At 60.5% G+C, this 25,658-nt stretch carries 23 protein-coding genes; 8 read left to right on the top strand and 15 right to left on the bottom strand.

The features are described from left to right. Positions 1 to 348 precede the first annotated feature (348 nt). The 5 genes from BG61_RS44965 to BG61_RS12990 form a co-directional block, all read right to left on the bottom strand. Complete coding sequence (locus tag BG61_RS44965) at positions 349 to 612, bottom strand: N-acetyltransferase (protein WP_411776664.1); 264 nt, start codon at positions 610 to 612, stop codon at positions 349 to 351. 16 nt (positions 613 to 628) lie between these two features. Next, entirely contained in the window at positions 629 to 1,210 is a 582-nt protein-coding gene (locus tag BG61_RS13010) for a carboxymuconolactone decarboxylase family protein (RefSeq protein ID WP_035937711.1), read from the bottom strand. 221 nt (positions 1,211 to 1,431) lie between these two features. Then, the gene (locus tag BG61_RS13005; protein ID WP_035937712.1) at positions 1,432 to 2,220 is read right to left on the bottom strand and encodes an alpha/beta fold hydrolase; all 789 of its coding nucleotides are present in this window, start codon (positions 2,218 to 2,220) and stop codon (positions 1,432 to 1,434) included. Between the two features lie 580 nt (positions 2,221 to 2,800). Then, positions 2,801 to 3,772 carry an AraC family transcriptional regulator gene (locus BG61_RS13000; RefSeq protein WP_035937713.1) on the bottom strand — a complete coding sequence of 324 codons (972 nt, stop codon included), beginning with the start codon at positions 3,770 to 3,772 and terminating at the stop codon, positions 2,801 to 2,803. A 387-nt stretch (positions 3,773 to 4,159) separates the two neighbouring features. Next, positions 4,160 to 5,545, bottom strand: coding sequence for an FAD-dependent oxidoreductase (locus BG61_RS12990; protein ID WP_035937716.1), 1,386 nt, complete (start codon positions 5,543 to 5,545; stop codon positions 4,160 to 4,162). A gap of 118 nt (positions 5,546 to 5,663) precedes the next feature. Between BG61_RS12990 and BG61_RS12985 the strand changes: the two genes are divergently transcribed. Beyond that, the gene (locus BG61_RS12985; protein ID WP_174479722.1) at positions 5,664 to 7,214 is read left to right on the top strand and encodes a bifunctional AfsR/SARP family transcriptional regulator/alpha/beta hydrolase; all 1,551 of its coding nucleotides are present in this window, start codon (positions 5,664 to 5,666) and stop codon (positions 7,212 to 7,214) included. A 352-nt stretch (positions 7,215 to 7,566) separates the two neighbouring features. Here BG61_RS12985 and BG61_RS12980 read toward each other — a convergent pair whose 3' ends face one another. From BG61_RS12980 to BG61_RS12970, 3 genes are all read right to left on the bottom strand, one after another. Further along, complete coding sequence (locus BG61_RS12980; RefSeq protein ID WP_035937718.1) at positions 7,567 to 8,457, bottom strand: NmrA family NAD(P)-binding protein; 891 nt, start codon at positions 8,455 to 8,457, stop codon at positions 7,567 to 7,569. A 121-nt stretch (positions 8,458 to 8,578) separates the two neighbouring features. Then, positions 8,579 to 9,121, bottom strand: coding sequence for a carbonic anhydrase (locus BG61_RS12975; protein ID WP_035937720.1), 543 nt, complete (start codon positions 9,119 to 9,121; stop codon positions 8,579 to 8,581). Positions 9,122 to 9,236: 115 nt separating this feature from the next. Next, positions 9,237 to 10,223 carry a nitrilase-related carbon-nitrogen hydrolase gene (locus BG61_RS12970; RefSeq protein WP_035937721.1) on the bottom strand — a complete coding sequence of 329 codons (987 nt, stop codon included), beginning with the start codon at positions 10,221 to 10,223 and terminating at the stop codon, positions 9,237 to 9,239. 219 nt (positions 10,224 to 10,442) lie between these two features. Here BG61_RS12970 and BG61_RS12965 point away from each other — a divergent pair, with 219 nt between their 5' ends. After that, positions 10,443 to 11,399 carry a GlxA family transcriptional regulator gene (locus BG61_RS12965; RefSeq protein ID WP_035937723.1) on the top strand — a complete coding sequence of 319 codons (957 nt, stop codon included), beginning with the start codon at positions 10,443 to 10,445 and terminating at the stop codon, positions 11,397 to 11,399. Between the two features lie 248 nt (positions 11,400 to 11,647). Here BG61_RS12965 and BG61_RS12960 read toward each other — a convergent pair whose 3' ends face one another. Beyond that, on the bottom strand, positions 11,648 to 13,099 hold the full coding sequence (locus BG61_RS12960; RefSeq protein ID WP_035937724.1) for an IS1182 family transposase: 1,452 nt from the start codon (positions 13,097 to 13,099) through the stop codon (positions 11,648 to 11,650). Positions 13,100 to 13,389: 290 nt separating this feature from the next. After that, positions 13,390 to 14,109 carry a TetR/AcrR family transcriptional regulator gene (locus BG61_RS12955; RefSeq protein ID WP_232256387.1) on the bottom strand — a complete coding sequence of 240 codons (720 nt, stop codon included), beginning with the start codon at positions 14,107 to 14,109 and terminating at the stop codon, positions 13,390 to 13,392. Here BG61_RS12955 and BG61_RS12950 point away from each other — a divergent pair. The 3 genes from BG61_RS12950 to BG61_RS12940 all read left to right on the top strand — a co-directional run bounded on the left by BG61_RS12950 (position 14,079) and on the right by BG61_RS12940 (position 17,180). Beyond that, positions 14,079 to 15,458 carry a carotenoid oxygenase family protein gene (locus tag BG61_RS12950; protein WP_035937727.1) on the top strand — a complete coding sequence of 460 codons (1,380 nt, stop codon included), beginning with the start codon at positions 14,079 to 14,081 and terminating at the stop codon, positions 15,456 to 15,458. The genes BG61_RS12955 and BG61_RS12950 overlap by 31 nt on opposite strands. Before the next feature lie 12 nt (positions 15,459 to 15,470). Then, on the top strand, positions 15,471 to 16,163 hold the full coding sequence (locus BG61_RS12945) for an NnrU family protein (RefSeq protein ID WP_035937729.1): 693 nt from the start codon (positions 15,471 to 15,473) through the stop codon (positions 16,161 to 16,163). Positions 16,164 to 16,280: 117 nt separating this feature from the next. Continuing rightward, positions 16,281 to 17,180: a hypothetical protein gene (locus BG61_RS12940; protein ID WP_081868056.1), complete on the top strand. Its 900-nt coding sequence runs from the start codon at positions 16,281 to 16,283 to the stop codon at positions 17,178 to 17,180. Positions 17,181 to 17,723: 543 nt separating this feature from the next. Here BG61_RS12940 and BG61_RS12935 read toward each other — a convergent pair. After that, positions 17,724 to 19,139, bottom strand: coding sequence for an amidase (locus BG61_RS12935; RefSeq protein WP_035937844.1), 1,416 nt, complete (start codon positions 19,137 to 19,139; stop codon positions 17,724 to 17,726). Between the two features lie 121 nt (positions 19,140 to 19,260). Here BG61_RS12935 and BG61_RS12930 point away from each other — a divergent pair, with 121 nt between their 5' ends. Continuing rightward, complete coding sequence (locus BG61_RS12930) at positions 19,261 to 20,190, top strand: LysR family transcriptional regulator (protein WP_051672473.1); 930 nt, start codon at positions 19,261 to 19,263, stop codon at positions 20,188 to 20,190. On the opposite strand, the gene lepB is transcribed toward BG61_RS12930, so the two are convergent. After that, the gene (gene lepB, locus BG61_RS12925) at positions 20,187 to 20,873 is read right to left on the bottom strand and encodes a signal peptidase I (RefSeq protein WP_035937730.1); all 687 of its coding nucleotides are present in this window, start codon (positions 20,871 to 20,873) and stop codon (positions 20,187 to 20,189) included. The two genes, BG61_RS12930 and lepB, sit on opposite strands and share 4 nt — an antisense overlap. Before the next feature lie 128 nt (positions 20,874 to 21,001). Then, positions 21,002 to 21,826, bottom strand: a complete 825-nt coding sequence (locus BG61_RS12920; protein ID WP_035937731.1) for a fumarylacetoacetate hydrolase family protein — start codon at positions 21,824 to 21,826, stop codon at positions 21,002 to 21,004. Positions 21,827 to 22,010: 184 nt separating this feature from the next. Here BG61_RS12920 and cynR point away from each other — a divergent pair, with 184 nt between their 5' ends. Beyond that, positions 22,011 to 22,904: a transcriptional regulator CynR gene (gene cynR, locus BG61_RS12915; RefSeq protein WP_035937733.1), complete on the top strand. Its 894-nt coding sequence runs from the start codon at positions 22,011 to 22,013 to the stop codon at positions 22,902 to 22,904. Between the two features lie 231 nt (positions 22,905 to 23,135). After that, entirely contained in the window at positions 23,136 to 23,786 is a 651-nt protein-coding gene (locus BG61_RS12910; protein ID WP_035937734.1) for an ureidoglycolate lyase, read from the top strand. 157 nt (positions 23,787 to 23,943) lie between these two features. Here BG61_RS12910 and BG61_RS12905 read toward each other — a convergent pair whose 3' ends face one another. Together BG61_RS12905 and BG61_RS12900 are read right to left on the bottom strand one after the other, a co-directional pair. Beyond that, the gene (locus BG61_RS12905; protein ID WP_051672472.1) at positions 23,944 to 24,825 is read right to left on the bottom strand and encodes an alpha/beta hydrolase; all 882 of its coding nucleotides are present in this window, start codon (positions 24,823 to 24,825) and stop codon (positions 23,944 to 23,946) included. Between the two features lie 2 nt (positions 24,826 to 24,827). Continuing rightward, on the bottom strand, positions 24,828 to 25,625 hold the full coding sequence (locus BG61_RS12900; RefSeq protein ID WP_035937738.1) for a DUF4118 domain-containing protein: 798 nt from the start codon (positions 25,623 to 25,625) through the stop codon (positions 24,828 to 24,830). Positions 25,626 to 25,658 lie beyond the last annotated feature (33 nt).

Genomic DNA, 25,658 nt, shown 5'->3' with positions numbered 1-25,658 from the left:
GGGGAGTGGTCAAACTTCGACCCTCAACCGTCATCTGCCAGCGGCGCGCCAACGTCCGATATGCGCCGCAAAGCTGCCATCCGTTTGGAGCGTACAGCATGGGCAGCACACACAATCACGGTGCGAGAGGTGTGGGCACAATATCGATACAGCAAGGCTGCGTCAAAAGCGCTTCAACAGCATCTGGTTGTACCGTGGTGCCATGCGTGGACTACGCCGCATCTTGCATAACGACGCTCCTATCTGGGTCTGCGAAGGTTTGGCCCGACACGCCCCAACTAAATTGGTCTTCGGCTATATGTCCCGCTTCATATAGCGAACCCATGCGGTTCTTCCCTTTTCCCGGGTTCACATATCCACCCAACCGGCTTTCGCGTACGAGCGCCGACCGGCCATATGCTCTTCGTCGACCGAAAGCATAATGGACGTCGTATCAACCCAGTGGGTCAGGAGCCGTGCGGGCAAATGCCGAAGCGCGGCTGTTCCGACTCCCAAGCCTTGGAAGCGCAAGTCGATACGCAGGGCTGAGAGGACGAACGCCTCCGTCAAAAGCCCACCTAGCGCTACGCTTGCGGATGGTTGTCTTACTTCCAACGCATTGACGTAACCTATCAGCTCAGTTAACGCATCACAAATCGAGAAGCATGCGAGTCCCGTCTTTCAGGCCCTGACGTGTATGCACCACGGGAAAGTCAATCTCGGTGTGTGCAACGACGTTGGCATAGTTCGTCAAGACACTCAGCGCGATGTGCACAACAATTTCGACGATCTGCGCATCGGTGTAGCCAGCCTCCCTGACGACGCGCAGATCTTCGTCGGATACGCGGCCACGCTCGTGCGCGACCTTCGCGGCGAACTGCACGGCAGGGGCGGCCTTTGGATCATTCGAGCCGCCATTTCGATTGGCGGACATTTCCGCATCGTCAAGTTTCGCCACGTTCTTTCCCAAATAGCTGTGCGCCGACATGCAATAGTCGCAGCCATTGATTTCGGCGACGGCGAGAGCGATACGCTCGCCGGTTTGTGCTGGAAGCGCGCCTTTTGCCAAGGCTCCGGCCAGACCGAGGTAGCCCTCGAGCGCCGCGGGGCTGTTGGCCATCAGACGAAACAGATTCGGCACAACACCCAGTTTCTTGTTGATGGCCTCCAGGAAGGGCTGAGAAGCAGCGGGTGCATCTGCGATGGTGGCGGGTATCTGAAGACGGGACATATCGGTTCTGCCTTTGGGAACAAGAGAAATTGTCGAAAACAACGGATGCGCATGGTTCTATCTGAAAGAGCATCCCGGTACGGACCATCGAAGAGCGGCCTGCAGGCGGTGCGCGGGAACCCGGATATAGCGAGCCCCGCGCCCGGAGCAACATACTTGAAGGCGAAGCGCGGGATGACGAAGCCGCCGCGCCTTCGCTTCCCGGACCAACCGGGAACCGCCTATTTCGCAGCGGCCTCGATCGCCCTTGCGAGGCCGTCGGGATCGGTGAGGAACGGCGTATGACCGGTCTGCAGGGTGTACTCGGCTCTCACGGGGGTCGCGGCAACCATCCTGGCCTGGAACGAGGGGCTGATGACCTGGTCCATGGCTGTGTGGATATAGATCTTGTCGACCTGACCAAAGTTGGTGGAAGTCACATGCACGGGCGTAGACAGCGGGCCCACGGGTTCGTCCAGGATCAGATTCGGGATTGCCTCGCGCAGTTCGTCAGAACCTCCATTGGCGAACAGATCGGCGCGTGCCGAATACTCGATGGAGGCAATACCCTTTTCCTTATCGATCTGCAGGTGCGGGCCGATCTTGGCGTCGGCATCCTTGTTGGCCATCGACACGAGCGAGTCGCCGTCTTGCGGCAGGTAGGCAGCAACGAAGACCAAAGTCTTGATCTTCTTCGGTGCCGTTTCCGCGGCGTCGGCGATGACGATGCCGCCGAAGCTGTGCCCGACCACGACGGCCGGGCGATGGAATTTGTTCAGCGCTGCGACCACGGTGTCGCGATAGAGGTCGAGGCTGACCTTGTCCGGTGCGGCGGGCGCGCCCGGACGCCCGGGCAGTTCAACAGCCACAACCTTATAGCCATCGGATTGAAGCTTGGATGTGACATGCCCCCAGACCTGGGCGTCTTCGAAAGCGCCGTGGACCAGAACGATGGGGGGCTTCTGCGCAGCCATCGCACTAGTACCGAACGCGAATGCTGAAATGGCGAGAGCGGCGGGGAGGAGTTTCATCTACATTGCTTCCTTGAAGAGACATCGGTGCCGATGTCGTGAATTTGAACCTGCCTTTGAAAAGATCCGTGGATACGCCTCGACCTCTCAATTCCGATTAGGAATCAAGGGCACTGCTACGTTAGGGTGGAACTGAACGGCGCCGCATCGAAGAAATGTCCGCGATCAGCCGACATTTCTCATGCATCGAGGCATGCCTGGCCTTCACGCCACCTATACGACGGTGACGCTGGCGGCCGAACTCGCGCTTCGATCCAGACGCATGACGGAAGCGCGGGTGTTGCAACGAGAAGTGTTATCGCAAGCTGTCTGAGCTACTTGAGCATGAGAGATCCGAACCATAGTGCGTGAGAGCCGTCCTCCTCCAGATACGGGAGGACCTTGGCCATCTACTCTAAGGAACGTATCCGGGACTGACCATATCTCTGCGTCCGATTTGCATGATCTATCGTACGATCGACGCACTCGGACAAGCGGGGTAGGTCGACGCCGCTTGGGGAGTGACGCGATGCCATTGAAACGAAACCGCGGCAATGACAGCTTCAACCGACGATTCGAGCCAACGGTGTAAAAAGGACTGTCAAATGAGTTCCGAACTTCGCGCGACAAAGGCCCCTGTCTGCGCGATTCGGTGCGCGTCACGCGGTGGATAGCCGAACTCCTCCTTGAAGGCGCGACTGAAGGCAGCCTCCGAACCATAGCCGGCACCGTGGGCCACTTCGGTCACCTTCAATGTTCCTCCGCGTAGCAAGTCTGCTGCGATCGTCAATCTCCACCGTGTCAGATAACGCAGCGGTGGAAGCCCCACCACCGCCGTGAAGCGATCCGAAAACATCGATCGCGACATCATCGCGGTCTCGGCGAGCGACGAGACCGTCCATGCACGGTTAGGTTCCAGATGCATTGCGTTCAACGCACGGCCGACGCGTTCGTCGCTCAGTCCGGACAGCCAGCCGACCCGGTCGCCTTGCCGGCTGACCCACATCCGCAAGGTGCGGATAACGAGCAGATCAATAAGCCGCGAGATCATCAGCGATGACCCTGGGCCGGCTTTACGCGATTCCACGTCGAGGAAATGGGAGATGGAGGCCAGCCAAGCGGGTTCGCTGACTTTGTCGCATGTCAGATGAATCAGCCCGGGAAGCCCGGTGAGCAAAGAGCGTAACGGCGCCCCGTCAAAATGGAATGATCCTGCGAGAAAGGATCCTGCTATGCCGTCGTCAGCCGCCCATTTGAACTTCTGAGCATCTCTGCTGGGGGTAAAGTCAACCGCCGCCTCGAAGCGTTGATGTGCTTTCCCGCCCGGCTCGCTTCGAATCGTATGTCCGTCCGCATGGGGCAAAAGAACGAAGTCTCCTGACCGCAGCAGCACGGAGGGTCCATTGCATTGAGACACCGACAGTTCGCCGGTACGCAGATGCAAAAACGTCGCCGGCCCTGGCGGAAAAATCACTTCGGTGGAACTGCCCAGCTCGCCGTGGAAAACGTGATCCCCGCGAAGGCGTATCAGCGTGAGTACCTGGGACAAGACATCGGCGTGCTCGGACGGCATGGGTTATCCTCTGCGGCATATTCACAAGACTGCGCCCATCAACGATGGGTGCGAGGTCAAGAGATTGACGGTTGCTTCAGAGCCAGCATCCTACCGTGAACGCCCCCTCCGGTATGCGGACATCTCTTCGGCGGAACGAACGCCAAGCGGGGCGGGCTGGCCAATCCCAGCGTGTCTTCAGCCATTCGAGCTTTTCGCACAAGTGGGCGCTGCTGGCCGGCAAGCGCCCGCTCGCCGACCATCTCGAGCGCGTCGTCGCCTTCGATTCCGAGATATCGGACCGTGCTTTCAAGTTTTGTACGGCCGAATAGCAGCTGAACTGCGCGCAGATTTTTCGTTTTAACATTGAGCGACACAGCCATACGACCAGGGCTGTCCCATGTCAGGTCAGTTCAATTCTCGCGTTGTATCGCGGGTTGCTTCGAGTGCCCGCGAGGGAACGGATAGCGCAGGCTTCCAGGTGCCCCGCCAGACCCGCCAGGCGATCGAAGGGCTGAGCAGCGACGGCGGCGGAATCATCAGGTTTACCACCTTCAGAAAGGTACTCGTCAGCGTGCTGTCGTTCGCCGCAGCAAGATGAAGCTTGCCGATGTACCAGTTGATGAAACGCAGCATCGGCGGACGCGCGCCCTTGACTTGCGGATGGCGGAGATCGTTGCCGACTGCAATGTCCCACGGAATGTCGACGATCCTCGCGGCCGCCCTGAAGAATCGCCGCGCAAGATCGTTCGAGCCCGCGAGCAGGCACTGTTGCAGCCTTAGCGCCTCCTGTGCCGCGACCGTCATGCCTTGCCCGTAGATCGGGTTGAAGCTACAGATGGCGTCACCGAAAACCAGGTAGTTCCCGGGGAAGCGTGCAAGCTTCTCGTACCGCCAGCGCACGCTGGAGGCGTAGTGGTAACGCGTGTAATCGCTTAGCGGCTCCGCTCGTGCGACAACGTCGTGAATCTCCATGGTGGGCAGCGTTGCCAGATACGCGAGAAAGCCTTGATCGTTATCGGGTGCGTCATCACCAAGAAAGCCGCCGGCACTGACGATCCAGGTGTCGTGTTCCTGCGCGAGCATGACGCCGTTCCGCCAGTTCGGCGCACTACCGGCGACAACGATGCCGAGCCTACCGTCAAGATCAGCCGGCCGACGTCGATAGGTACGGGTCATGTAGCCAATGCCGATCTCGACCTTCTCGTTGACAGGAGGCTGGTAGCCGAGCTCCTCCAGCCAAGCCACGCTGGACGAGCCGCGGCCGGTAGCATCGACGACAAGGTCCGCGCTGGCGGTCTCTTCCAGTTTGCCCTCAACACGCATGCGCACACCGGTCACGTTTTTGCGAGCGGGGTCGGTGGCAAGACCCCGCACAGCGCAATTCTCTATGGCGCGCACGTTCGGCAACCCCAGGACCCGTCGGCGCAGATGGCCTTCGAGCACGGGACGACTCGCAATCAGGCCGATCAGGCCGCTCGTGCCAGCAGCAAGCGTAACGTTGTGACCGATCCAGGTCACATCGTTGGCGACATCGCCAAGCAACCCGCCGCTCTGCGCGACGACTTCGTTGTTATACCCTGGGAAGAATTCCTCGAGTATCGCGCTGCCGCGCGCAAGAAGCCCATGGATGTGACGCCCTTGTGGCACGCCCTTGCGCGGCGTGTCTGCTGCTGGAAATGCATCGCGTTCGAGCACGGTGACGGTGGTATAGAAATCCGACAGTGCGCGTGCGGCCAGTAGCCCGCCCATGCTGGCGCCGATTACGATCGCGTGCTCGCCCAGGTTCTTCATGACAATCCTCCAATTCAATCCGTCGCAATGTGTCCGGCGACATTCGTCTGCAGTGGATGATAGTATCGCCTCGTCCCCTGAGCGTCCCCTGGACGCCGTCATTGAGGCTCGCATCACGATGACTCTGTTCAGCGTACGGACGCTTGGATTTCCGGAAATCCGCCGGGACGACCGGCTGTGCGAGCTGCCCTTGCGCAAGGGCCTGGCCCTGCTGATCTATCTGGCCGAAGCGAAGGGATCGGTCGGGCGCGATGTCATCGCAACCATGTTGTGGCCGGACAGCAGCGAAGACGTCGTACGGGCGCGGCTGCGGCGCCTCCTGCATCGCCTCCAGCCAACGCTCGGCGACGACGTTCTCACAACCGACCGGTCGACGGTTCGATGGTCATCAAGGATCGACCTGCAGGTGGATGCTCAGTCGTTCGAGCAAGCCTGCGACCGCGGCGAGTTCGAGCGGGCCTGCCGTCAGTATTCCGGCGACTTTCTGGAAGGTTTTTCGCCTGGCGACTGCCCGCAGTTCGACGAGTGGGCTTTCTTTCGCCGTGAGGCCCTGCGGGGTCGGGCGATCCAGGCGCTCGAGCGGGTAGTGCACGACAAGAATGCGGCCGGCGACTACGCGGCTGCGGCTGCGCACGCCGGCCGTCTCGTCGAGTTCGATCCGCTCAGCGAAGTGTACGGCCGGCACCTCATCCGCAATCTCCTGCTCGCCGGAGATCGGGCCGCGGCCGAGCGCCACCTCGAAGCCCTGACGCAGCGCCTTCGCGACGAGCTCGATGTCGCGCCCGAAACCGAGACCCGCGCGCTGCTGAACCCCGGCGCAATGTTGCCGATCGAGGCCCCACCGCCGACGCGCTTTGTCCGCGGTCGCGACATCCATCTCGCGTTTCAGACCTACGGCGCCGGTCGCATTGATATTCTGGTGCTGCCGGGATTCGTGTCCCACGTCGAACGGGTTTGGGAGGAGCCGCGGTGCCGGGCATTTCTGTCCTCGCTCGCTGGAATAGGCCGTCTCATCCTGTTCGATCGTCGAGGCATCGGGCTTTCCGACCGCGTCGGATTCAATCCCGGCGTCGACGCCACCGCGCAGGACATCGGCACCGTGCTTGACGCCGCCGGCAGCCGCCGGGTCGTGCTGTTCGGCGCATCCGAGGGTGGACCGCCCTGCATCCAATTTGCCGTTGATCACCCCGATCGTGTCGCCGGCCTCATGTTGTTCGCCTCGTTGGCAAAGGGAAGCGCGACGCCCGACTATCCGCACGCGTTGCACGCCAGTCAGTATGACATGTGGCTGCAGCAGCTCGTCTCAGCGTGGGGCGGGCCTGCCGGCATCGAGACGTTCGCGCCGAGCCTGTCTGGCGATCCTCAGGCAAGAGCCTGGTGGGCAGGCATGCTGCGGGCCGCGTCGAGCCCGGGAGCCATCAATGGCGTGCTCGAGGCGTTGCGCGATATGGATGTGCGGCACCTTCTGGGCCGAGTTTCCGTTCCGACTCTGGTGCTCCATCGTCTCGACGACCGCGCTGTTCGCATCGGCGCCGGCCGGCATCTCGCCAGCCACATCGCGCAGGCGCGACTGGTCGAACTCGACGGCGCCGATCACTGGGTCTTCGCGGGCGATCAGCAACCCGTCCTCGCCAGTATCAAGCAATTTGTCCGCAATCTCGCGGCATGACTGCGAACGAGAGATACAGGCCAGGATTGCAACGTTGTCAGCGGCTAGTCGTCAACTGATGCATTTGGCCGCGATTGCCGGTTCGGCTGTAGGCGTGGAACGCCGAGCCTGGCCAACCGCTGCGTGTGGGCGATCGGCGACACGCGACCCGTCGCCGCCTGATACCGTCCGGATTATCGAACGACCGCTTCCAATGCATGGCGCCGACAGCCGTCTTGCCTATCCGCGATGCGATGGACGATTTTTCGGACTGAGCGACAAACGGGACGCTCGCAAATCAACGGAGAAGACACGCCGTGTTGCCGAGTGTGCGCGGGCGGCGTCAATCGGGTACCTATGCGGCGGTTCAGCGTTACTTTCCCGGCTGAAACACTTCACGGTTCGCGATGACATAGTCGTGCACGGAAATCGGCTTTTGACCCGTAATCCGTTCGACCAAATCGTTCGTACCAGCGAATTCGCCCGCCTGATAACCGCGATACACAGACGTGATGTGCTGAATGAAATACGCCGACAATCCAAATTGCTTGAGACGCGCCTCGAATGATTCCAGGCTTTCGGGTTCATAACGCACCGGGCGGCCGAGCGCATCGCCGACTATTTTCGCCATTTGCTCGTGATTCAGTTCCTCGGCGCCGAACAACGGATATGTCTTGCCCACGTGAGACTCAGGCTCCAGCAGGATGCGGGCAATCACACGCCCCTGATCGGCGGCGGCGATCGGTGCGTGACGTCCGTTGCCGGCAGGCACGCGTAGCAGGTCATGGTTCGCTATCTGCGAACGCTGAAATCCGTAGCTCAGCCACTCCATAAAGAATGTCGGCCGCAGATGCGTGACGCGAATACCAGCCCAATCGAATATGCGCTCACCATACCAGTGCGCGAGCGACGCATGGCTCTGCGCGTCCGCGCTCGCGGAAATCTGCGACATGTTGACGACCGAGCGAACGCCTGCGAGCTTCGCAGCGTGCGCAAAATAGGCGGTCGCGTCCACGAGTTGCGATTGCATGATCGGGTACACGAAGTACGCGCCCGTCACGTGTAGTAGCGCCGCTTGAACAGCACGACTGTCGAGCAGATCGCCAACAACAACTTCAACGTCGCTTGCCCGTAATGAGGCGGCACGCTCGTCGTCGCGATGGACCAGGGCGCGCACGCGTGCGCCCCTCGACCGCAGTTCCTCGATAGCGGCACCGCCCGTTGCGCCGGTCGCGCCCGTAATCAGATACACATCATGCTTCATCTCATACTCCAGGTTGGACCGCGAAGAGGTACGCGAGGCTTTTCGCTTGTCGATGCGTGTGACAGCGGTGATCGTTCAGGAAACGCCCGGCGATGTGCCGGCTCTTTCATCCAGCCGATCCTCAGCCTGCGGCCTCACGCAAAGGCGCGGGAGGAACGACGGTCTTGACGAGGCCTGTTTTGACGTCGTACACCAGCCCCGACACGATCAGGTTATCGGGGAGTTCCTTGTTCGCCCGCAGCGCTGCGACGTCGAGTGCCACCGCCTCGTACGGTTCCGTGATAGCGAGCGCATCCAGCGCGGCCGTCTCGACACCCAGATGCTTCGCGAGCAACGCGGGGGCATGCTTGTGGCAGCCGATGATCCCGCAATCCGTGTGCTGGAGCAGGACGAGATTGCGCGCACCATCGGGGCGCCCTGCTGCTTTCGCGACCACACTCAGCACTGCCAGCGTTTCGAGCAGCGGTTTGTTGATCCGGCCACCGACATTACGAATGACCGCCGCCTCACCCTGCTTCAAGCCCAGCACGTCGGCGGGATCGACACGAGGATCGACACAGCCGACGACGACCGTTCCCGTCGATGGCATCATCTTCAGTTCGTGGTCGAACGTCGTGTTTGCGAAGTTGGCGTTGCGCCCCAGCATGACATCGTTGAAGTCCATTTTGTTTGCTCCCGCATCGTTGGTTCGAAGTTGCGTGGCTGAATTTCGTGCGTCTGTCGCATCGCACGTGTGCGATGCGCACTCGACGACGGTATCGCGCGATTCCACATGCGGCTCAAGCGAGCTCTTCCAGATCGCTGACTGGCTCTTCAGCCGGCGCGCGCACCGATCGCTCGATGACGTGCAGCTTCGGCGTGCGGTCGATCACAAGCCCGAGCACGTCGGGACGGCTGTAATGACCACGCGAGTCCATCAGGCGTTTGCGCTTGTCGATCTGCCAGAAATCCAGATCGGCGATGATCTCGCCCTCCCCTTCACGCAGCGGTTCGCCACCCATGTACTCGCCGTCCGGCGAAACAATGGCGGTGAAACAGCCGCTGGAGATCGGGCCGATCTGCGTTGTATTGGTATCCTGCAGAATCTGCTGTTGCTGTTCGGGCCTCAGCCAGGCCGTCGCGTTGACCACGAAGGCACCCGCCTCCAGTGCGTGCTGGCGGATGTTGACGGAGATCTGCTCCGAGAAAAGATCACCAGCGAACGAACCCGGATACATGGCTGAATGGATTTCCTCACCATCGGCCATCAGCGCGTAACGTGCGAGCGGGTTGTAGTGCTCCCAGCAGGCCAGTTGGCCGACCCGGCCCACGGCGGTATCGATTGCACGCAAGCCAGAACCATCGCCCATTCCCCAGACCATTCGCTCGTGATAAGTCGGCGAGAGCTTCCGGCGGCGCTGCACGAGCGTGCCATCGGCATCGAACAGCAGTTGCGTGTTGTAGATCGTGCCGCCGTCGCGTTCGTTGACCCCAATCGACACAACCATCCCGGCCTGGCGTGCGGCTTCGCCGATTGCGCGAGTCGTGTCCGACGGGACCGTCACTGCCTGCCCGAGCAGTTTGTAATGCTCGGCACCCATTGCAAATGGCGATTCGATGAACGAAAAGTACGGATAATAGGGAACGATTGTCTCAGGGAAAGTCGCGAACTGGACGCCCTGCTTGCCGAGCTCCAGAATTTTTCTGACGACTTTATCGACAGTGCCTTCCCGGCTATAGAGGACGGGCGCAATCTGGACGGCTGCGGCGCGGATGATTTTGGACATTATGATGTTCCTTTCGCTGGCTGCGAGGAGGATAAGAGAAGTGCTTGTACCTTAACGTGGCGGGCTATTACGATGTATGTCGTTGTTGCCACCATTCATGACATCCGTCCTCGGGCGCAGAAAAGCTCGCTACTCAGGTTCACCAGTTTGCTATTCGGGAATTCGACCCGGACGGCGCTCATTCACACCACGTTCGTATGGCGAACGGCAGGATCAGATATGCACCGGATTGGCTTCATAGTGCCGAGAAGATTTCAGATGATGAGCCTCGCGGCCCTTACCGTATTCGAGATCGCGAACATGCCGCCGAGAGGCAAGTGCTACGACGTCCATCTCTTGTCTGAACACGGCGGTCCTGTTGTGTCTTCGGGCGGTATGACGTTGGAAACCGAGGCGTTTGGCGATCCGGCATTCGACACGGTCATCGTGGGCTCGATAACCGAAATGAAAATGCCGTCTTCCGATGCCCCCGTGGTTGCATTCGTGAAAGAAGCAGCCAAGGTATCCAGACGAGTGGCCTCGATCTGCAGTGGCGCATTCGTCCTCGCCGAGGCAGGACTACTGGATGGCAGACGCGCAACCATGCATTGGGCACACGCGTCCGAATTCAGGGTGCGTTTCCCGAAAGTCCGCACAGAAGAAGACCGGATATTTGTCAACGACGGTTCATTCTGGACTTCGGCGGGAATGACGGCCGGCATCGATCTCGCCCTGGCGTTGCTCGACAACGACCTCGGCCCCGATGCCGCAAAAATGGTTGCCAGACTGCTTGTCATGAATCAGCGTCGGCTTGGTGGTCAGATGCAGCATTCCGCACTGCTGGACATGACGCCGAAATCCGATCGAATTGAATTGGTCCTCGCGCATATTCGCCGCAACCTGCGCAACCCGCTCACCATTGAGGAGCTTGCTGATGTGGCCAACCTCAGCCCTCGCCAGTTCAGCCGCGCCTTCGTCGCTGAAACCGGTCAGTCGCCGGCCAAAGCGGTGGAACAGCTTCGCCTGGAAGCAGCCAGATTCATGATTGAGCAAGGCCGCCACACGATTAACGTGGTGGCGCAGGAAACGGGTTTCTTGGACCGGGAACGTATGCGCCGAGCGTTCCTCCGAACGTATGGTGTACCCGCCGATTTCCTGCGCAGGAGTGCCCGGCGGGAGCCGGCCATTGCCAACTGACGTCGCTCGGTCCAGCGAGCCTGGCCCATGCGCTCGGCTCACCTGAAGATGGCCGATGTCCGAGCGAAAGAGATGGTCGAGTGTCAGCGTCGCAGCGATGGCGAACGGCCGAAACTGGCCCGAGGCTGTGTAAAAACGTACAGAACGGCCGACGGGTGAAGCTCGGTTGGGAGCGCAGTTGCGCTGGACCGGGACATAGACGAATGACGTGATCTTGACTTTCCAGCAAACAGCGTCGGCACGCGAATTCAAGCGCCCGCCAGCTTCATTGCGCGCATCGTCTTTGCGAATCCGAGAATCCTGATGACGCGCTTAAGGTTGCATGCCAGCACATGCAAACTCATTTCGGCCGCGACATGGCCGAGCCCGCGCGTCTGGAAGTGGGTTGAACCCATCCAGTGTTTGAGGGTGCCGAACACGTGCTCGACTGTCCGGCGTCGTATCGTCATGGCGTCGAGCTGGCGATCCAGCCTGGACTGCATCGCCTCAAGCACATCTTCGTGTTCCCATCGTCGGATACGCCGGTAATCAGCTGGCGTGCACTGCCTTTTCATTGGGCACTTCGGACAAGCACTGCTCCAGTACGTTCGCAGTTCCAGTGAATTGGCACTTTCGAAGGAGGTGTATCGATAAATCGCCCGCTGCCCTGCCGGGCACAGGTACTCGTCATCCTGGGCAATGTAGATGAAGTCGGCCCTGTCGAACCGTCCATCGGCCTTTGCATTGGAGGTGTGCGTTTTTGGCACCAGTGGCGTAATACCAGCGTCGTCGCATGCCTTGATCTCCGGCGCGCTGAAGTATCCGCGATCGGCCAGTGCCTTGATCTTCTTCTTGCCCATGGCATCGCGAGCGGCCTTGGCTATCGGGCTTAACTGCGTGCGATCGCTTCCGACGTTCGTAACTTCGTGGGTCACAATGAGGTGATGCCTCGTATCGACAGCCACCTGAACGTTGTAGCCAACTACGCCCGTGCCCTTGGCTTGCGACATCATCGAGCGTGAATCGGGATCAGTTGGCGAGACCTGTTTGCCCGGCAAATCATTCAACAGTTCTGCGGCACGATCCAGATCGCGCATCTGCTCGCGCAGCGTCTCGATCTTTTCCCTTAGCCGTTCGGTTTTCGCTTCCACTTCGGCTGGTTGCGTGCGATCAGCCGTCTCCAGGGCATCCAAATAACGCTGAATGCTTTGCTCGATCTGTTCCTGCCGCCTTGCAATCTTGTTGGACGTGAAGTTGTTATCGCGGCTATTGACTGCCTTGAACTTGCTACCGTCGATGGCGACGACCGCTTGCGTGAAGAGCTTCAGGTCACGGCATATGATCACGAAGCGCCGGCATACGTTGCGAATGCCGGCACCATTGCTGCGTCTGAATTCGGCAATCGTTTTGAAGTCCGGTGCGAGGCGACCGGTCAGCCACATCAGTTCGACATTGCGCTGACACTCCCGCTCCAGACGTCGGCTCGACTGCACGCGGTTGAGATAGCCGTATATATAGAGCTTGAGCAGAACGGCCGGATGGTAAGACGGTCGACCTGTGATCGCGGGCGTGATGCGTTCGAATCCCATAGAAGCCAGATCGAGCTCGTCTACGAATGCATCGACGATCCGGACAGGGTTGTCTTCGGCGATAAAGTCCTCGAGACATTCCGGCAGCAACGTTGCCTGATTGCGGTTCGCACCTTCGACAAATCGCCCCATCTCCGCCTCTCGCGCTAACAGGTTGATTCAGTCTAGGCGATCAGGCAGGTTTTGACACAGCCTCGGCCCGCCTGCGCTCCGACGTTGAACAACCGAGCGCTCCGCCCCGATTGGTCCGCGTAGGACACAAGACGACCGGTCCGCACACTGGGGCGCGGAGTACCCGACATCACCGCCGAACGTCCCTCGCCGACCCGTTGCCCCCGTTGGGGAGTGAGCAACCTGAAGGGTCGCGACCGAAGCTAAAGCGACTGCTCACGGGAAAATGTGCTGGTCTCCGCGCGGAACGCTTACAGAGCAAGCTCCGGGAGCAATGCCTCGAGCGGATCGGAAACGAAGCCGTCAGCCTTTAACATCACCAACCCGTGCAACTGGGCCCACACTGCAGTGGCGGACCCATTTGACCCGCCCGCAGCACGGTCATCAACACCCGTAAGGAGCAACTGATAGCTCGCCTCGGCAGCCTCAGCCAGCAGGCTATCCGATGGAGCGTCGGGAACCAGGCGCGAAGCGAACATCAATCGATAGCGCTCAACATTTCTTTCCCCGAACTGGAGGTATGCGGCAGCCATGCGCCTGACGCTCCCCTCCTCGCCGTTGGCGTCGGCCGCGCTGCGCAGTGCCACCGATAGCTCCTGAAATCCCTCTGCAGCCACCGCGATCAGCAGGTCGTCCCGGTCCACAAAGTGACGGTAGGGTGCCGACTGGGCAACGCCGGCACGCCGTGCAAGCGACGCGAGAGTCAGGCTTTGGGCGCCGTTTGCCGCGACTTCTTCTCGCGCCGCGTCGAGCAAAGCCCTTCGCAGATCGCCGTGGTGGTAGCTCTTCCGGTCTCGGGAACGCTTCGCTGGCGCCTTTGCAGCTGTGTCTTTGCTCATCGGTGTGTCTAACTCAATGTGATAGGTAATAACTTTTTCTTGACTCGCCGTTCGGAGTTCATCAAAATGATACCTCATCACATTGCGAGCAGCCACCCAAAATGACTCATCAATCCGTTCACCCTGTTTCATCCGGAAGTGCCTATCTCACGGCCAATTTCGCACCTGTCGAGGTCGAAACGACCGCGTTCGACCTGAAGGTGACTGGCAACATTCCTGAAGAACTTAGCGGCCGCTTCCTGCGAATCGGCCCAAATCCGGCGGCGGCACCCGATGCGACGCGCTATCACTGGTTTGCCGCAACGGGGATGGCGCACGGTCTGCGGCTTCGCGACGGCAAGGCGGAGTGGTTCCGGAGCCGCTTCGTCAAGGATGCGACTGCATCTGCTGCCCTGGGACTCGAACCGATACCTGGCCCGGCGCCGCAGCGCCGTGACGGACCGGTGAATACCAACTTCACCCGGGTCGGGGACAAGGTGTATGCGGTTGTCGAAGCTGGCAACTTGCCGGTTGAGCTCGACTACGAGTTGGAAAGTGTCGCGCGCTCTGACTTTGGCGGGACGCTGGAAGCTGGCTTCACAGGGCATCCCAAGTTCGACCCGGTCACCGGCGAGCAGCACGCGTTGACGTACGAACCAGGAGAACCGATCAGGTACGTCTCAGTCGGACGCGACGGTCGCGCGACCACCAAAGCGCGCATCGACCTGCCCCATGTCCCGCTGATTCACGACGTCGCGTTCACGGCATCATTCATCGTCGTACCCGACCTGCCCGTGACGTTCCAGCCGCAGAGCGCGCGAGCCGCGTTTCCGTGGCTCTGGGATGAAAGCCGCGATTCCAGAATCGGTCTGCTGCCACGGGACGGCGACGTCTCACGCCTTCAATGGTTTGCCGCGCCGCGCTGCTTCGTATTTCACTTCGTCAATGCCTATGACGAGGGCAACCTAACGATTATTGACCTTATCCGGCACCCACGCATGTTCGAGCGCGACCACCACGGTCCCAACGAGGGCGTGCCGGTGCTCGTTCGGTGGACGCTCGAACGCAGTAGCGGTCAACTGAGCGAAACGGTCCTTGACGAACGCGGCAATGAATTTCCGCGAATCAACGGGCGCTTCGAAGGACAGTCTTACCAGTATGCCTATACGGCCCACTGGGGCGACCAGGTCTCATTTGGTCCGGCCAGAAAACACGACATGGTGCGCGGCACATCCGAGGTACATGACTACGGCGCGGGCCGGATGACGCTCGAGCCGGTGTTCGTGCGACGCTCAGACGCTGTGCAGGAGGACGACGGCTGGATTATGTCCTACGTCTACGACGGCAACCACGATCTCAGCGACGTGGTCATCCTCGACGCACAGGACTTCGCCGGCGACCCGATCGCGACTATCCATCTGCCAGTGCGTGTGCCATTCGGTTTTCACGGCGGATGGGCGGCGGATACTCCTTTGTCCCGTGAAACTTCTGACGCATCTTGAGGAGCGGGCGCAATGGGAAGCATCAATGCAGTTGTGGCGGCGGCGATCGGCTTCGTGGGCAGCCACTTTCTCTTGTCCCATCCATTGCGCGGGCGCCTGGTCCGTGCAATTGGCCAAGCGCAATTCCAGGGCGTGTATTCGCTGATTGCGCTCCTCACGTTCGGCTGGCTGATCGTGGCTTACCGGAACGCGCCCTTGACCGCGCAACTGTGGGCGGTGGGGGACGGACTCTGGGCGGTTGTGACCGTGCTCATGCTGATCGCGTCGGTCCTCCTGGTGGGCTCTCTGATCCGCAATCCGGCGCTTCCCACTGGAGGCCGGCCTGCCTCGCTCCCGGAAACAGCGCGGGGCGTGTACGCGGTGACACGCCACCCGATGATGTGGTCGTTCGCGCTTTGGGGCTTGTGCCACATCGCAGTGTTCCCGGTGGCGAAAAACATCATCGTCGCCGCGGCTATCGTCCTCCTTGCACTTGTCGGCGCGGCGTTGCAGGATCGGAAGAAAGAGCGGCTCCAGCCCGATCTCTGGCCCGCATGGGAGTCGAAGACGAGCTACTTGCCGTTCGCAGCGATTGCTGCCGGCCGTGCGCGACTGGGCGGATTCAGCCTGCAAGTGCTTCTCGGTGGACTTGTTGTCTGGCTCGCAACGTCCTGGGCTCATATTCCGCTCGCCGGCTGGGCTGCGGGTATCTGGCGCTGGTGGTAATCGAAATCCGGCTATATTGGTTCAAATTGCCTGTGTGCTCGAATGGCTCATCCGCATTTGATGGCGGCTCTGCTACATTCGTGCGAGATTTGCCTGACTCAGCGGGGGCGCGCTGTCATGACCACCCAGCGGATCGTGCGTATCACCAAGCGGCTCGCGTTAGTTGCGCTCGCGCTGCTGGGCCTCTCGTTCGGGGCGCTGACATCGGCCGACGACAATGCCACCGCGCTCAGGAACAAGTACGACACCTTCGCGCCGCAGCTCAAGTCGAATGTGTTTCATCGCCCGATCCATCTGGACTCGGAAGAAACGCAGGACACGCTAAAGGGCGATATCTACGCCGTCGTCGATTATCCGTTCGCGACCGTCAACAGCGCATTCAACGACCCGCAGCAAGGCCCTGCGAACTGGTGCGAAGTGCTGATCCTGCATCTGAACACGAAGTACTGTCATGCCACTTCAGGCAACAACGGCGCGACGATCAGCATGAACGTCGGCAAGAAAACCGAACAGGAACTCAACGACACGTTCCGCGTGCAGTTCAATTACCGTTCGGTGGCGACGACTCCCGACTACTTCCAGGTCGATCTGAGCGCAGCGAAGGGACCGCTCAGCACGAAGGACTATCGCATAGTGCTCGAGGCCGTCGGTATCGGCAAAGGGCGGACCTTCTTGCACCTCACGTATTCGTATGGATTCGGCATGGCAGGCCGTATTGCGATGAAGACCTATCTCGCGACCATAGGCAGCGCGAAAGTCGGCTTTACGAAGGCGTCGAGCGGCGAATACATCGGCGGCGTGCGCGGCCTCGTCGAGCGCAATACGATGCGCTACTACCTTGCCATCGATGCATATCTGGGTTCACTCGCCCTTCCTGCCGACAAACGCGTCGATCAACGCTTTGCGTCATGGTTCGATTCAACAGAACAGTACCAACGCCAATTGCATGAGTTGGACGAGCAGGAGTATCTGCAGATGAAGAAGAACGAGTACCGGCGCCAACAAATGCCGCAATAGAACGACTGCGGACGAGAACCGCTCTCATGCCGCGCTACAACCTGTTGGCAGCGATGCGACAACGAGCGCTTCAACCTCGGGCGTGAATTAAAGCGGACATGGAACTCCGAATGCGCGAACTGGCTTGATCGTGGGAACGTCCGCAAACCCATGCCTTCCGTTGACGCCTTGAGGGACCACGACCGCTGTGGCCGACGAAGCGGCGCGAGAATCGCGGATCGAAGGACCGCTTCCGAGATGGAACTGACGCCTGCATGTCCGATCCAGGACGAGAAAGAACGGCGGCTCTTGGCTGCAAGACCGGCTGCGAGACCGGATTCGATCCCCGGCGCATCGCGCACCGGGACGCTCGATGCACTCCGGGTATCCAGTCTCAAGTAGAAACAATGCCTTTCGCAGGCCGAGTACGACCCGCCCAGCGCAAACGTCTGGCGTTCGTTCAGCAGCACAGCGCGCCCTGATTCCGGCAGCCGAAGCGAGCCGCCCCGGCCTCCGTGAATACGTCATGCGCAGGAGGCGCGCTGCACTGTGTAGCCGAACGGATCAGAGCATGGGTCGTCGATTGCCGAGACCGCCCCTGCGTTCGATCAGTGCCCCCAGTCGCAGGATGGTTGCCTCGTCGGTCCAGCTCGACACCAGTTGAACGCCGATGGGCAGGCTCTCCGAGCTGAGGCCATACGGGACCGAGAGTGCAGGCAGACCCGTCAGGTTGAACGGCGACGTTGCACTCATGACGTGAGTCCAGGGAACCACCGTGCCATTGACGATCAGTTCCTGAGCACCGTGTGGTGTCGCGGTCATCGGATTGACGGGACACAGCAACGCGTCGTACTTCTGGAAGTAGCCAGCAAATGCGGACCTGAGCGCCTCAGCCTGAGTCAGCGCGCTGTTGAAATCCGTGAACGAAGGATTCGACCTTTCAACAATACCCACACCGATCGCGTGCAGCTCGGATTCACGGCCGGCTGCGAGCGACTTGACGTAAGGCACGATCTCTCCGAAGACGACCGTCATGAGCGCTGACAGCGGGTCGCCGAGGAAAGGCAGGCTCACCTCTTCCACCTCGCATCCGAGGTCGGCAAGCCGGGCCGCGGCGCTCGCGACGGCTGCTGTAATTTCCGGATCCACGGGTCCAAACGCCGCATCCGACACCCAGCCGACACGGATCGACTGACCCGCGATTCTGCGGTCATCGGGTGCGGCGTTTCTCGCGTGCACCGCGTAGCCATCGACTCCATCTGTTCCGCGAAGAATCGAATAGCCCAAGGCAACGTCACGCACTGTGCGAGCCATCGGTCCGACGTGCCACCAGCGGGACGTCACCGTCGGGAAGTGACCGGTGTAAGGAATGCGGCCGTGCGTGGCCTTGAGCGCGGCGATGCCGGTGAATGCGGCGGGCCCGCGCACCGAGATCGCAACATCACTGCCGATGCCAATCGGCGACATGCCGGCGGCAATCGCGGCCGACTCCCCGCCGGAGGATCCACCTGGCGTGCGTTCGAGATTCCACGGGTTGTTGGTGCGGCCGGTTACCAGGTTGTCTGTTTCAGTCCACGCGGAAAACTCGGGAAGATTGGTCTTCATCAAAGGGATGCCGCCGGCGGCCTTGAAGCGCGCGACCGACGTGGCGTCTCCCTCAGGGACGTTTGCTGCGAAGAGCTTCGAGCCGCGCTGGGTCCGGACGCCCGCGGTGTCCAATGAATCCTTGATAGAAAACGGCACGCCGTGCAAAGGTCCAAGCGCATCGCCGTTCAGGACAGCCTTTTCGGCGACTTTCGCGGCCTTCAGTGCCTCCTCTCCCATCAACGTGACAACTGCGTTCACCTTCGGATTGGTTGCTTCGATACGGTCCAGATGAGCTTGGATCACTTCAACCGGCGACAAGGCCCGGTTCCGCACCAGGCGGGCTAACTCAGTAGCATCCGCGTAGTAGATGGCTGCTTTATCTGTGGCGTTCATTTGGTACTCCATTTAACGGTTTCGTCCGGCTCCGTGGGAACCTCGACGCTGAACGCAGAGTACATTGATCCGCGCCATCGATTAACATTGCCACGACGGATATAACTTATCGAGAATTCGCATGAATAACATGGGCCTGTTCGAAGCAGAAACCTTCCTGGCTGTCGCGGAATGTGGCGGCTTCGGGGTGGCAGCGAGGGAGCTCGGCGTCACCCAATCCACCATCAGCAGGCGGATCGCCACTCTGGAGGCAAGACTGGGCGTACGCCTGATCGAGCGAACCACGCGGCACGTTGCGTTGACAGATGCGGGCCTCTCGTACGCCAGCGAGCTTCACGACATTCTTCTGCGCTTAAGGGACGCCGATGCGCGCGCTCAGCGTGGTACGGCGGAGCCGGAGGGGCTCATCCGCATCACCATGCCGACAGCGTTGGGGCGCGCGAGCGTGGTGCCCGCCCTCGCCCGGGTCGCGAGGCGCTATCCGAAGTTGCGCTTTGAACTGGATCTGTCCGACCGGTACGTGGATCTGAGTGAAGGCACTTACGATATCGCGGTGAGGACTTCCACTACGCCACAATCCGGAATCAGAGAGGAACGGATCGCGTCATTCGGCCGGTGCCTGTGCGCTTCGCCCGACTATCTGGAGACGCATGGCACGATCACGGAACTCTCGCAACTGGGCGCCCATGATTGCCTTGCGTTGAGGACTTACGCGCCCCGGACCACCTGGCAGGTGATCTGGCGTGGCGAACCAGCCGAGCTTCGCTTGACGCCCAGAATGACCGTCAGCGATGTGTACGCGCTTCTCGACCTCTGTGGCTCGGGACTAGGGGTGGCCGTGTTGCCTATGTATGCCGCCAATGCGCCGATAGCGAACGGCAGTCTGGTCAATGCCGCGCCGGGCCTTTCATTTGAAGATCTGGATGTTTTCGCGGCGTACGCGCGCGATCGCGCGAAGTTGCCGAAGGTGGCGGCCGTGCTCGACGAGCTTCGTCGAATTGGATCCGGTCAAGAACCCGCTCATCTTGTCTCGGCGGAGCGATCCCCTTAGCCGGGAGGGATAACCAGACGTTTGCCAAACCGGTCGGGTCGCGGCAAATCGAAGTGAGTCGGGTCCAGCGAGAAGGCGACCCGACGCACCCGGCCCATGATCTCGGTGCGCGGGAAGAATCCAAAATAGCGAGAGTCCGCACTGTCGTCACGATTGTCGCCTAGCATCAAATACTCGCCAGCCGGCACGACGACCGGCCCGAACGAACTGCGAGGACTCGGAGCGTCGAGCGACAGACGCACCTTGTGCGCAACACCGTCGAACTGCTCGGTGAGATATTCGGCGTGCGAGCTTGCATCGCCCGGCAATTGATCGAACCCGAGCGGCCGGTAGTCTGCTCGCTTGCCGTTAAGGAATAGCACGTTGTTACGCATGGCCACGCTGTCGCCAGGTATGCCAATGACCCGTTTGACGAGAAGTTCGTGCGCTGCCGATGAGTCGATCGTCACGATGTCGTCGCGTCTAGGGTCACTCAGACGCGCGACTCCGATGTGAGTCAGCGGGATGCGCAGTTCATAGGCCATCTTGTCAACGATGATGTGATCGCCGGGGCGAATGGTTGGCAGCATCGAACCGCTTGGCACGACGTTCCAGTCGGCGATCGCACTGCGGAAGAAGGTCATCAGAAGCACCAACGCGACGAGACCTTTGTATTCCCGCCATAGCCTGATCATGGTGTGCATGGTGTAAGCAATCGTTCGTGAGAGTTGAAACCGCGGATTCGATGGGAACCAAGGTGCGCACGAAAAATGCATGTCGCCCATGATGGCTCGAGGTCGGGAACGTCCACACCGACCTCGCACCATCGCCTTCAGGCCAGAATCAGGTGCCGCTGTGCGCCAAGATGCGTGATGCCGCATTCCAGCACGTCGCCGGGCTCCATGAATCGGTTTTTACCGAACCCGACTCCAGGCGGTGTTCCTGTCGCAAGGATGTCGCCAGGAAGCAGCGTCATGTGCGTCGAGAAGTAGGCGAGCATCTCGCCGATCGAGAACAGCATGTCGCTCGTGTTGCCTTGCTGCTCGAACTGGCCGTTCAACTTTGTCCACAGTCCCAGGTTCGCACCATCGACGCCGGTTGCCAGGTACGGTCCGATCGGTGAATAGCCGGGGCGTGACTTGGCACGCACCAGGTGCTGGCCGCCTTTTTCGTCGACCTGGGTTGCGCGGTCCGAGATGTCGTTGATGCAGACATAACCGAAGATATAGTCGGCGGCGTCGGCTGCCGCGATGTCCCGGGCCTCGCGCCCCACGATGATTGCCAGCTCCACCTCCCAATCCAGCTTCGTGCCGGCGTTGGGGCCACGGGAAATCGGGTCGTTCGGGCCGGCAAGCGAGGTCACCGCCTTGAGAAAGACTTCCGGTTCGGTTGGCGGCGTCATCTTGAACTCTTCGATGTGTTTCTTGTAGTTGAAACCGGTCGCTGCGATCTGACTGATACCATTGACTGGCGCGAGATAGGTGTGTTCGCCGCGCAGCGGATCGAGCGCGGCCGTATCGACCTCGTTCAGGACGCCGCTCGCGATGACGTCAGGCGTGATGTCCGCCGCGACCGGGCGCAGATCCAGATGCTCACCGCCAACGATGATGATGGGAACGGCACGGTCATTGACGAGAACTCGGGCAAATTGTTGCATATCAACTCTCCTTTAATTGGGGCAACGCCCGCTCTGATTCTCAGGCGTCAGTCATGCGATGGGCACTTTCCGCCATCGCGGAATCGACGTGTTTCGTTGCGCGTCTTGACTACAGAATATGGATTGGATGCATAATCGTCCAAGACTCGTTCCTTACGCTTTCTATAAGTTGAGGTTATAGACAATGCTTCTCCGCCATATCCGATATCTCACGGCGGTCGTCGACAACGGCAGCTTTACCCGGGCGGCACAGGTCCTGCATGTTTCACAGCCGGCGCTATCGCAGCAGATCAAGGAACTGGAAGATCGCCTGGGCGCTCAACTACTGGACAGAAGCGGGCGCCAGGTCCGTCCTACGGATCGGGGGGCCGTGTACCTTCGTTATGTCCGCCATATCCTGGAGGAGCTCGACGAAGCCGCTCGCGCGGTGCGGGATGTCGAGGATCTTTCAACCGGATCGCTCCGCCTTGGCGTGACGCCGACCGTCGCAAGCTATCTGATCGGCCCGCTGGTGCAGCGCTTCAGATCAAGTTATCCGGGGATCTCGCTGTCGATTCGCGTCGCGTCGCAGCAGGAGGAAATCGAGCCGGCACTTCGGGACGACAGGTTGGACCTGGGTATCGGTTTTGGCGATATGCAGGTAGAGGATATCGAAGCGACCCCCCTACACAAGGAACGACTTGCTTTGATCACCGCAGCAGCTCGATTGTCCGTGCGGAAGGCGGTCGTGACGCCCGCCGAAGTTCTGGCCGCTCCGCTCGCATTACTGGACGCGTCCTTTTCGATCCGCAGAAGCGTGGATCGCTACTTCGCGCGCAGGGGCCTGCGTCCAGAGATCGTGGTAGAGGCAAACTCCATCACAGTGCTGATTGAGATCGTTCGCCAGACCGACGTGGCGACTATCCTGCCAGAAAATGTCGCCGGAGCCGGTTTGACCGCGGCGAGAATCCGACCTGAACTCGAACTCAGGCCCGCTGCACTGCTCCAACGACGCAACGCTTACCGTTCTGCCGCGGTGCGCGCGTTTGCCGCGATGGCTCTGGAGGCGACGGTGCCGTTCGCGGAGAGGCAGCAGTAAAAGATTGGCCGGTGCGCTGACACGACCCGTGAGGTTCGCCTTGTCGAAAATGGATTTGTACGCATTGCGCCGCCAAATCCTTATTGGAACAACAAGAACCGACACTGAACTTCCGTCCACACGACCCGTTTCCGACGTTACCGCAATGGCCGTTTTGCGTTTTAGATGATCGTCTAAACGCCGTGTTCGAGCAACTGCGGTCAGTATCTTCAACTCATGTAAACTGTGCCGATGTCCCAAGAGATCGATTACCTCAACCCCGCCCTTCCCCCCGGCCTCAGATGCGTATCGATGCCCGTGGTCGACGCGACCCCTGCAACGCTTGATGGATTTGGCAGACTCGTGACCGACCCGAGCGCGTGCTCGATCGAGATTGTGCAGTGGCCAGCAGTGGGGACAAGGCCCATAGACCCTGGAACCGGTGATCAGGCTGGCACGACCGAAGGCACATTCGTGAGCGAATGGCGCGGCGATATTCTGTACGGTCGAAACGAGGCTGTGAGCGGTAACTACGTCCTCGCGTATGCAACTGCACCTGAAGCAGCCCGCGACGACCACGCCAATGCTCCGGAGCGCATGTTGCTTTGGCACGCGAACTACCACCCCGACGGAGGACAACTGTTCTTTCCTCTCGACCGTCTTCCGTTCTACGTTCCACTGGCATTGCCGGGGGACGACATTGCGCCAGAGAAGTTCGTGTGCTTTCGCTTCGATGGACAGCAGGGTCTCTACATCCATCCAAACGTCTGGCATGAAGGTGTGTTCACTCTCAGAGGGACGCAGCGGTTCTTCGACAAGCAGGGCGCAGTCCATGCCCGCGTATCTGTCGACTTTGCCCGTGAGTTTGGTTGTCTTCTCGAGGCGCCGATCAGCGGCGCCTAACCGCCTGGTCCTGGCGCGCCCTGCCCGGCCGATATTTTTCCGTCGCTGTCGGCTTGCGGCTCGGCGCCGTTCGCCGCGCTCGCGAAGTCCATCAGTCCACACGCGATTTCCGCTGCAAGCGCGGTACAACGGTATTTGAGCGATTCCATAAACCGCGTCATGCTTTCCCCGCCACCGATGCCAGTTGCCTCAAACGGCGTGCGAGCGCGCGGGACACCACTGGCGCCGGGTTGTTGCTTGCCGCCGAGGCGGCCGCGCTTTCGCGCAGAAACAGCGCGCATTCGCGTGCGACCACCTCGCGTTCGTTATCCGACGTGATCATGTGATATGAATCGTCGAGCCAGATGGTTCGGAGAAACGCGGCCCCGACGTTCGACTCGACAAAACGCGCGTTATGAGGACTCGACGTTTCGTCATCGATCGCGTGGATGATCAGACAATCAGTGGCAATCCCCTTCAGCTTATTTCGCACGGAGCCGGCGAGACGCCTCGCTTCGTGCAACGCGGGCATCGCGATGGAAGCAGGTCCAACTTCGCTGATTTCGTTCTTTTGCATCGCCCGCGCGATCTTCGAGCGCAATGCCTCGTTGCGCAGGCCGTACGGTTCGTGTTCCCGATAACGGTAGCGCGAGCGCAACGGCGTGTAGTAGAGGTAGTCGAACATGAACAGGTACCACGGAATTGCCCAGCCGTCGTAACTGAGCGTGATCGACAGCAGCAGCAATGCGCGAGCGGCCGGCCGCTGATGCGCGACTGCAGCGGCGAGCGTCGCACCCATCGAAAGGCCACACACCGAGACGTGGCGATACTGCACGGCAAGCGCATCGAATTGCGCCACCGCCGCGCTGATCCACTGCTCCATCGGCAGATGCCCTGTGCCCGCGCTATACCCGGCCAGCTCAGGTGTGTGCGTTATGAAACCCTCCTCGGCGAGAAAGCGCGCGAGGAACCGCAACTCGAGCGGTGAACTCGACAGGCCGTGCAACAGCAGAACGGCGTGATCGCTGTTCTGGGCGGTAGAAAACGGAGGCGCACCCATGGTCATTCTTCCGTCCGCAGGATCAGAAACTCGCCCGACGTCGTAGTGAAGCGGTCGCACACACATTCGACGGGGCGCCACCCCTGTGCGGCCGATAGAAAACGCAAGCGGTGATGACCCGGCACCAACCGCTCGATCACGCGTTCAAGGTCTTCCTGATGTACCTGCGAATGCTTCGCACCGTAGGCTACGCCCACACGAAACGACTCGTCGTCGATGATGCCGCTGGGTGTCGCGGTCGCCGCCGCTGCGACGAAACTGCCAGGCGCGGCGCTGTTCGCGGGATCGAGTGCCCTGATGAGTATCAGCGAGCGATTGTATTGTGCGATGTAATGCAGCATGCGACGCATCTCAACCGTGGCGCGCCGGACGAGAAGACGCTCGTTGTCGTGACGCAGAAGCATTTCGTAGCGCGACTGGGACACCGCGGCCAGCAGCTCGGCGCGATACTGCTCGCGCCTGAGCCGCTCCACAAGCGTGATCATGACGATCGTGATGAACGGATACGAGATCAGCAGCATGATGTCTGCCTGATCGATGATGTCGAGACGCCGATATGGCGGCACGAACAGATAGTCGGCGAGACCAAGGCCGACGATCATCACGCAAAGCGCAGGCGCGAGGCCGCAGTAATATTGAACGAGGATAGCGGCGACGAGGAAGCCGGTGTCCGGCATGAAGTTGCCAAGCAGCGGCTGAAGCGCCGTCCGAATGAGGGCGGCGGTAACAAGCGCTGCGGCAGCGATGATCCACCGGTTCCGGCCACGCGGAGCCCACCGCCGAGAATTCCTGACTTCCATCTGTTTGATCCCGAACGATATCGGAATGGAACT

The sequence above is a fragment of the Caballeronia glathei genome (assembly GCF_000698595.1).
Lineage (GTDB): Bacteria > Pseudomonadota > Gammaproteobacteria > Burkholderiales > Burkholderiaceae > Caballeronia > Caballeronia glathei.
Note: the sequence above shows the minus strand (reverse complement) of the source record. Positions and strands in the feature narration are given on the sequence as shown.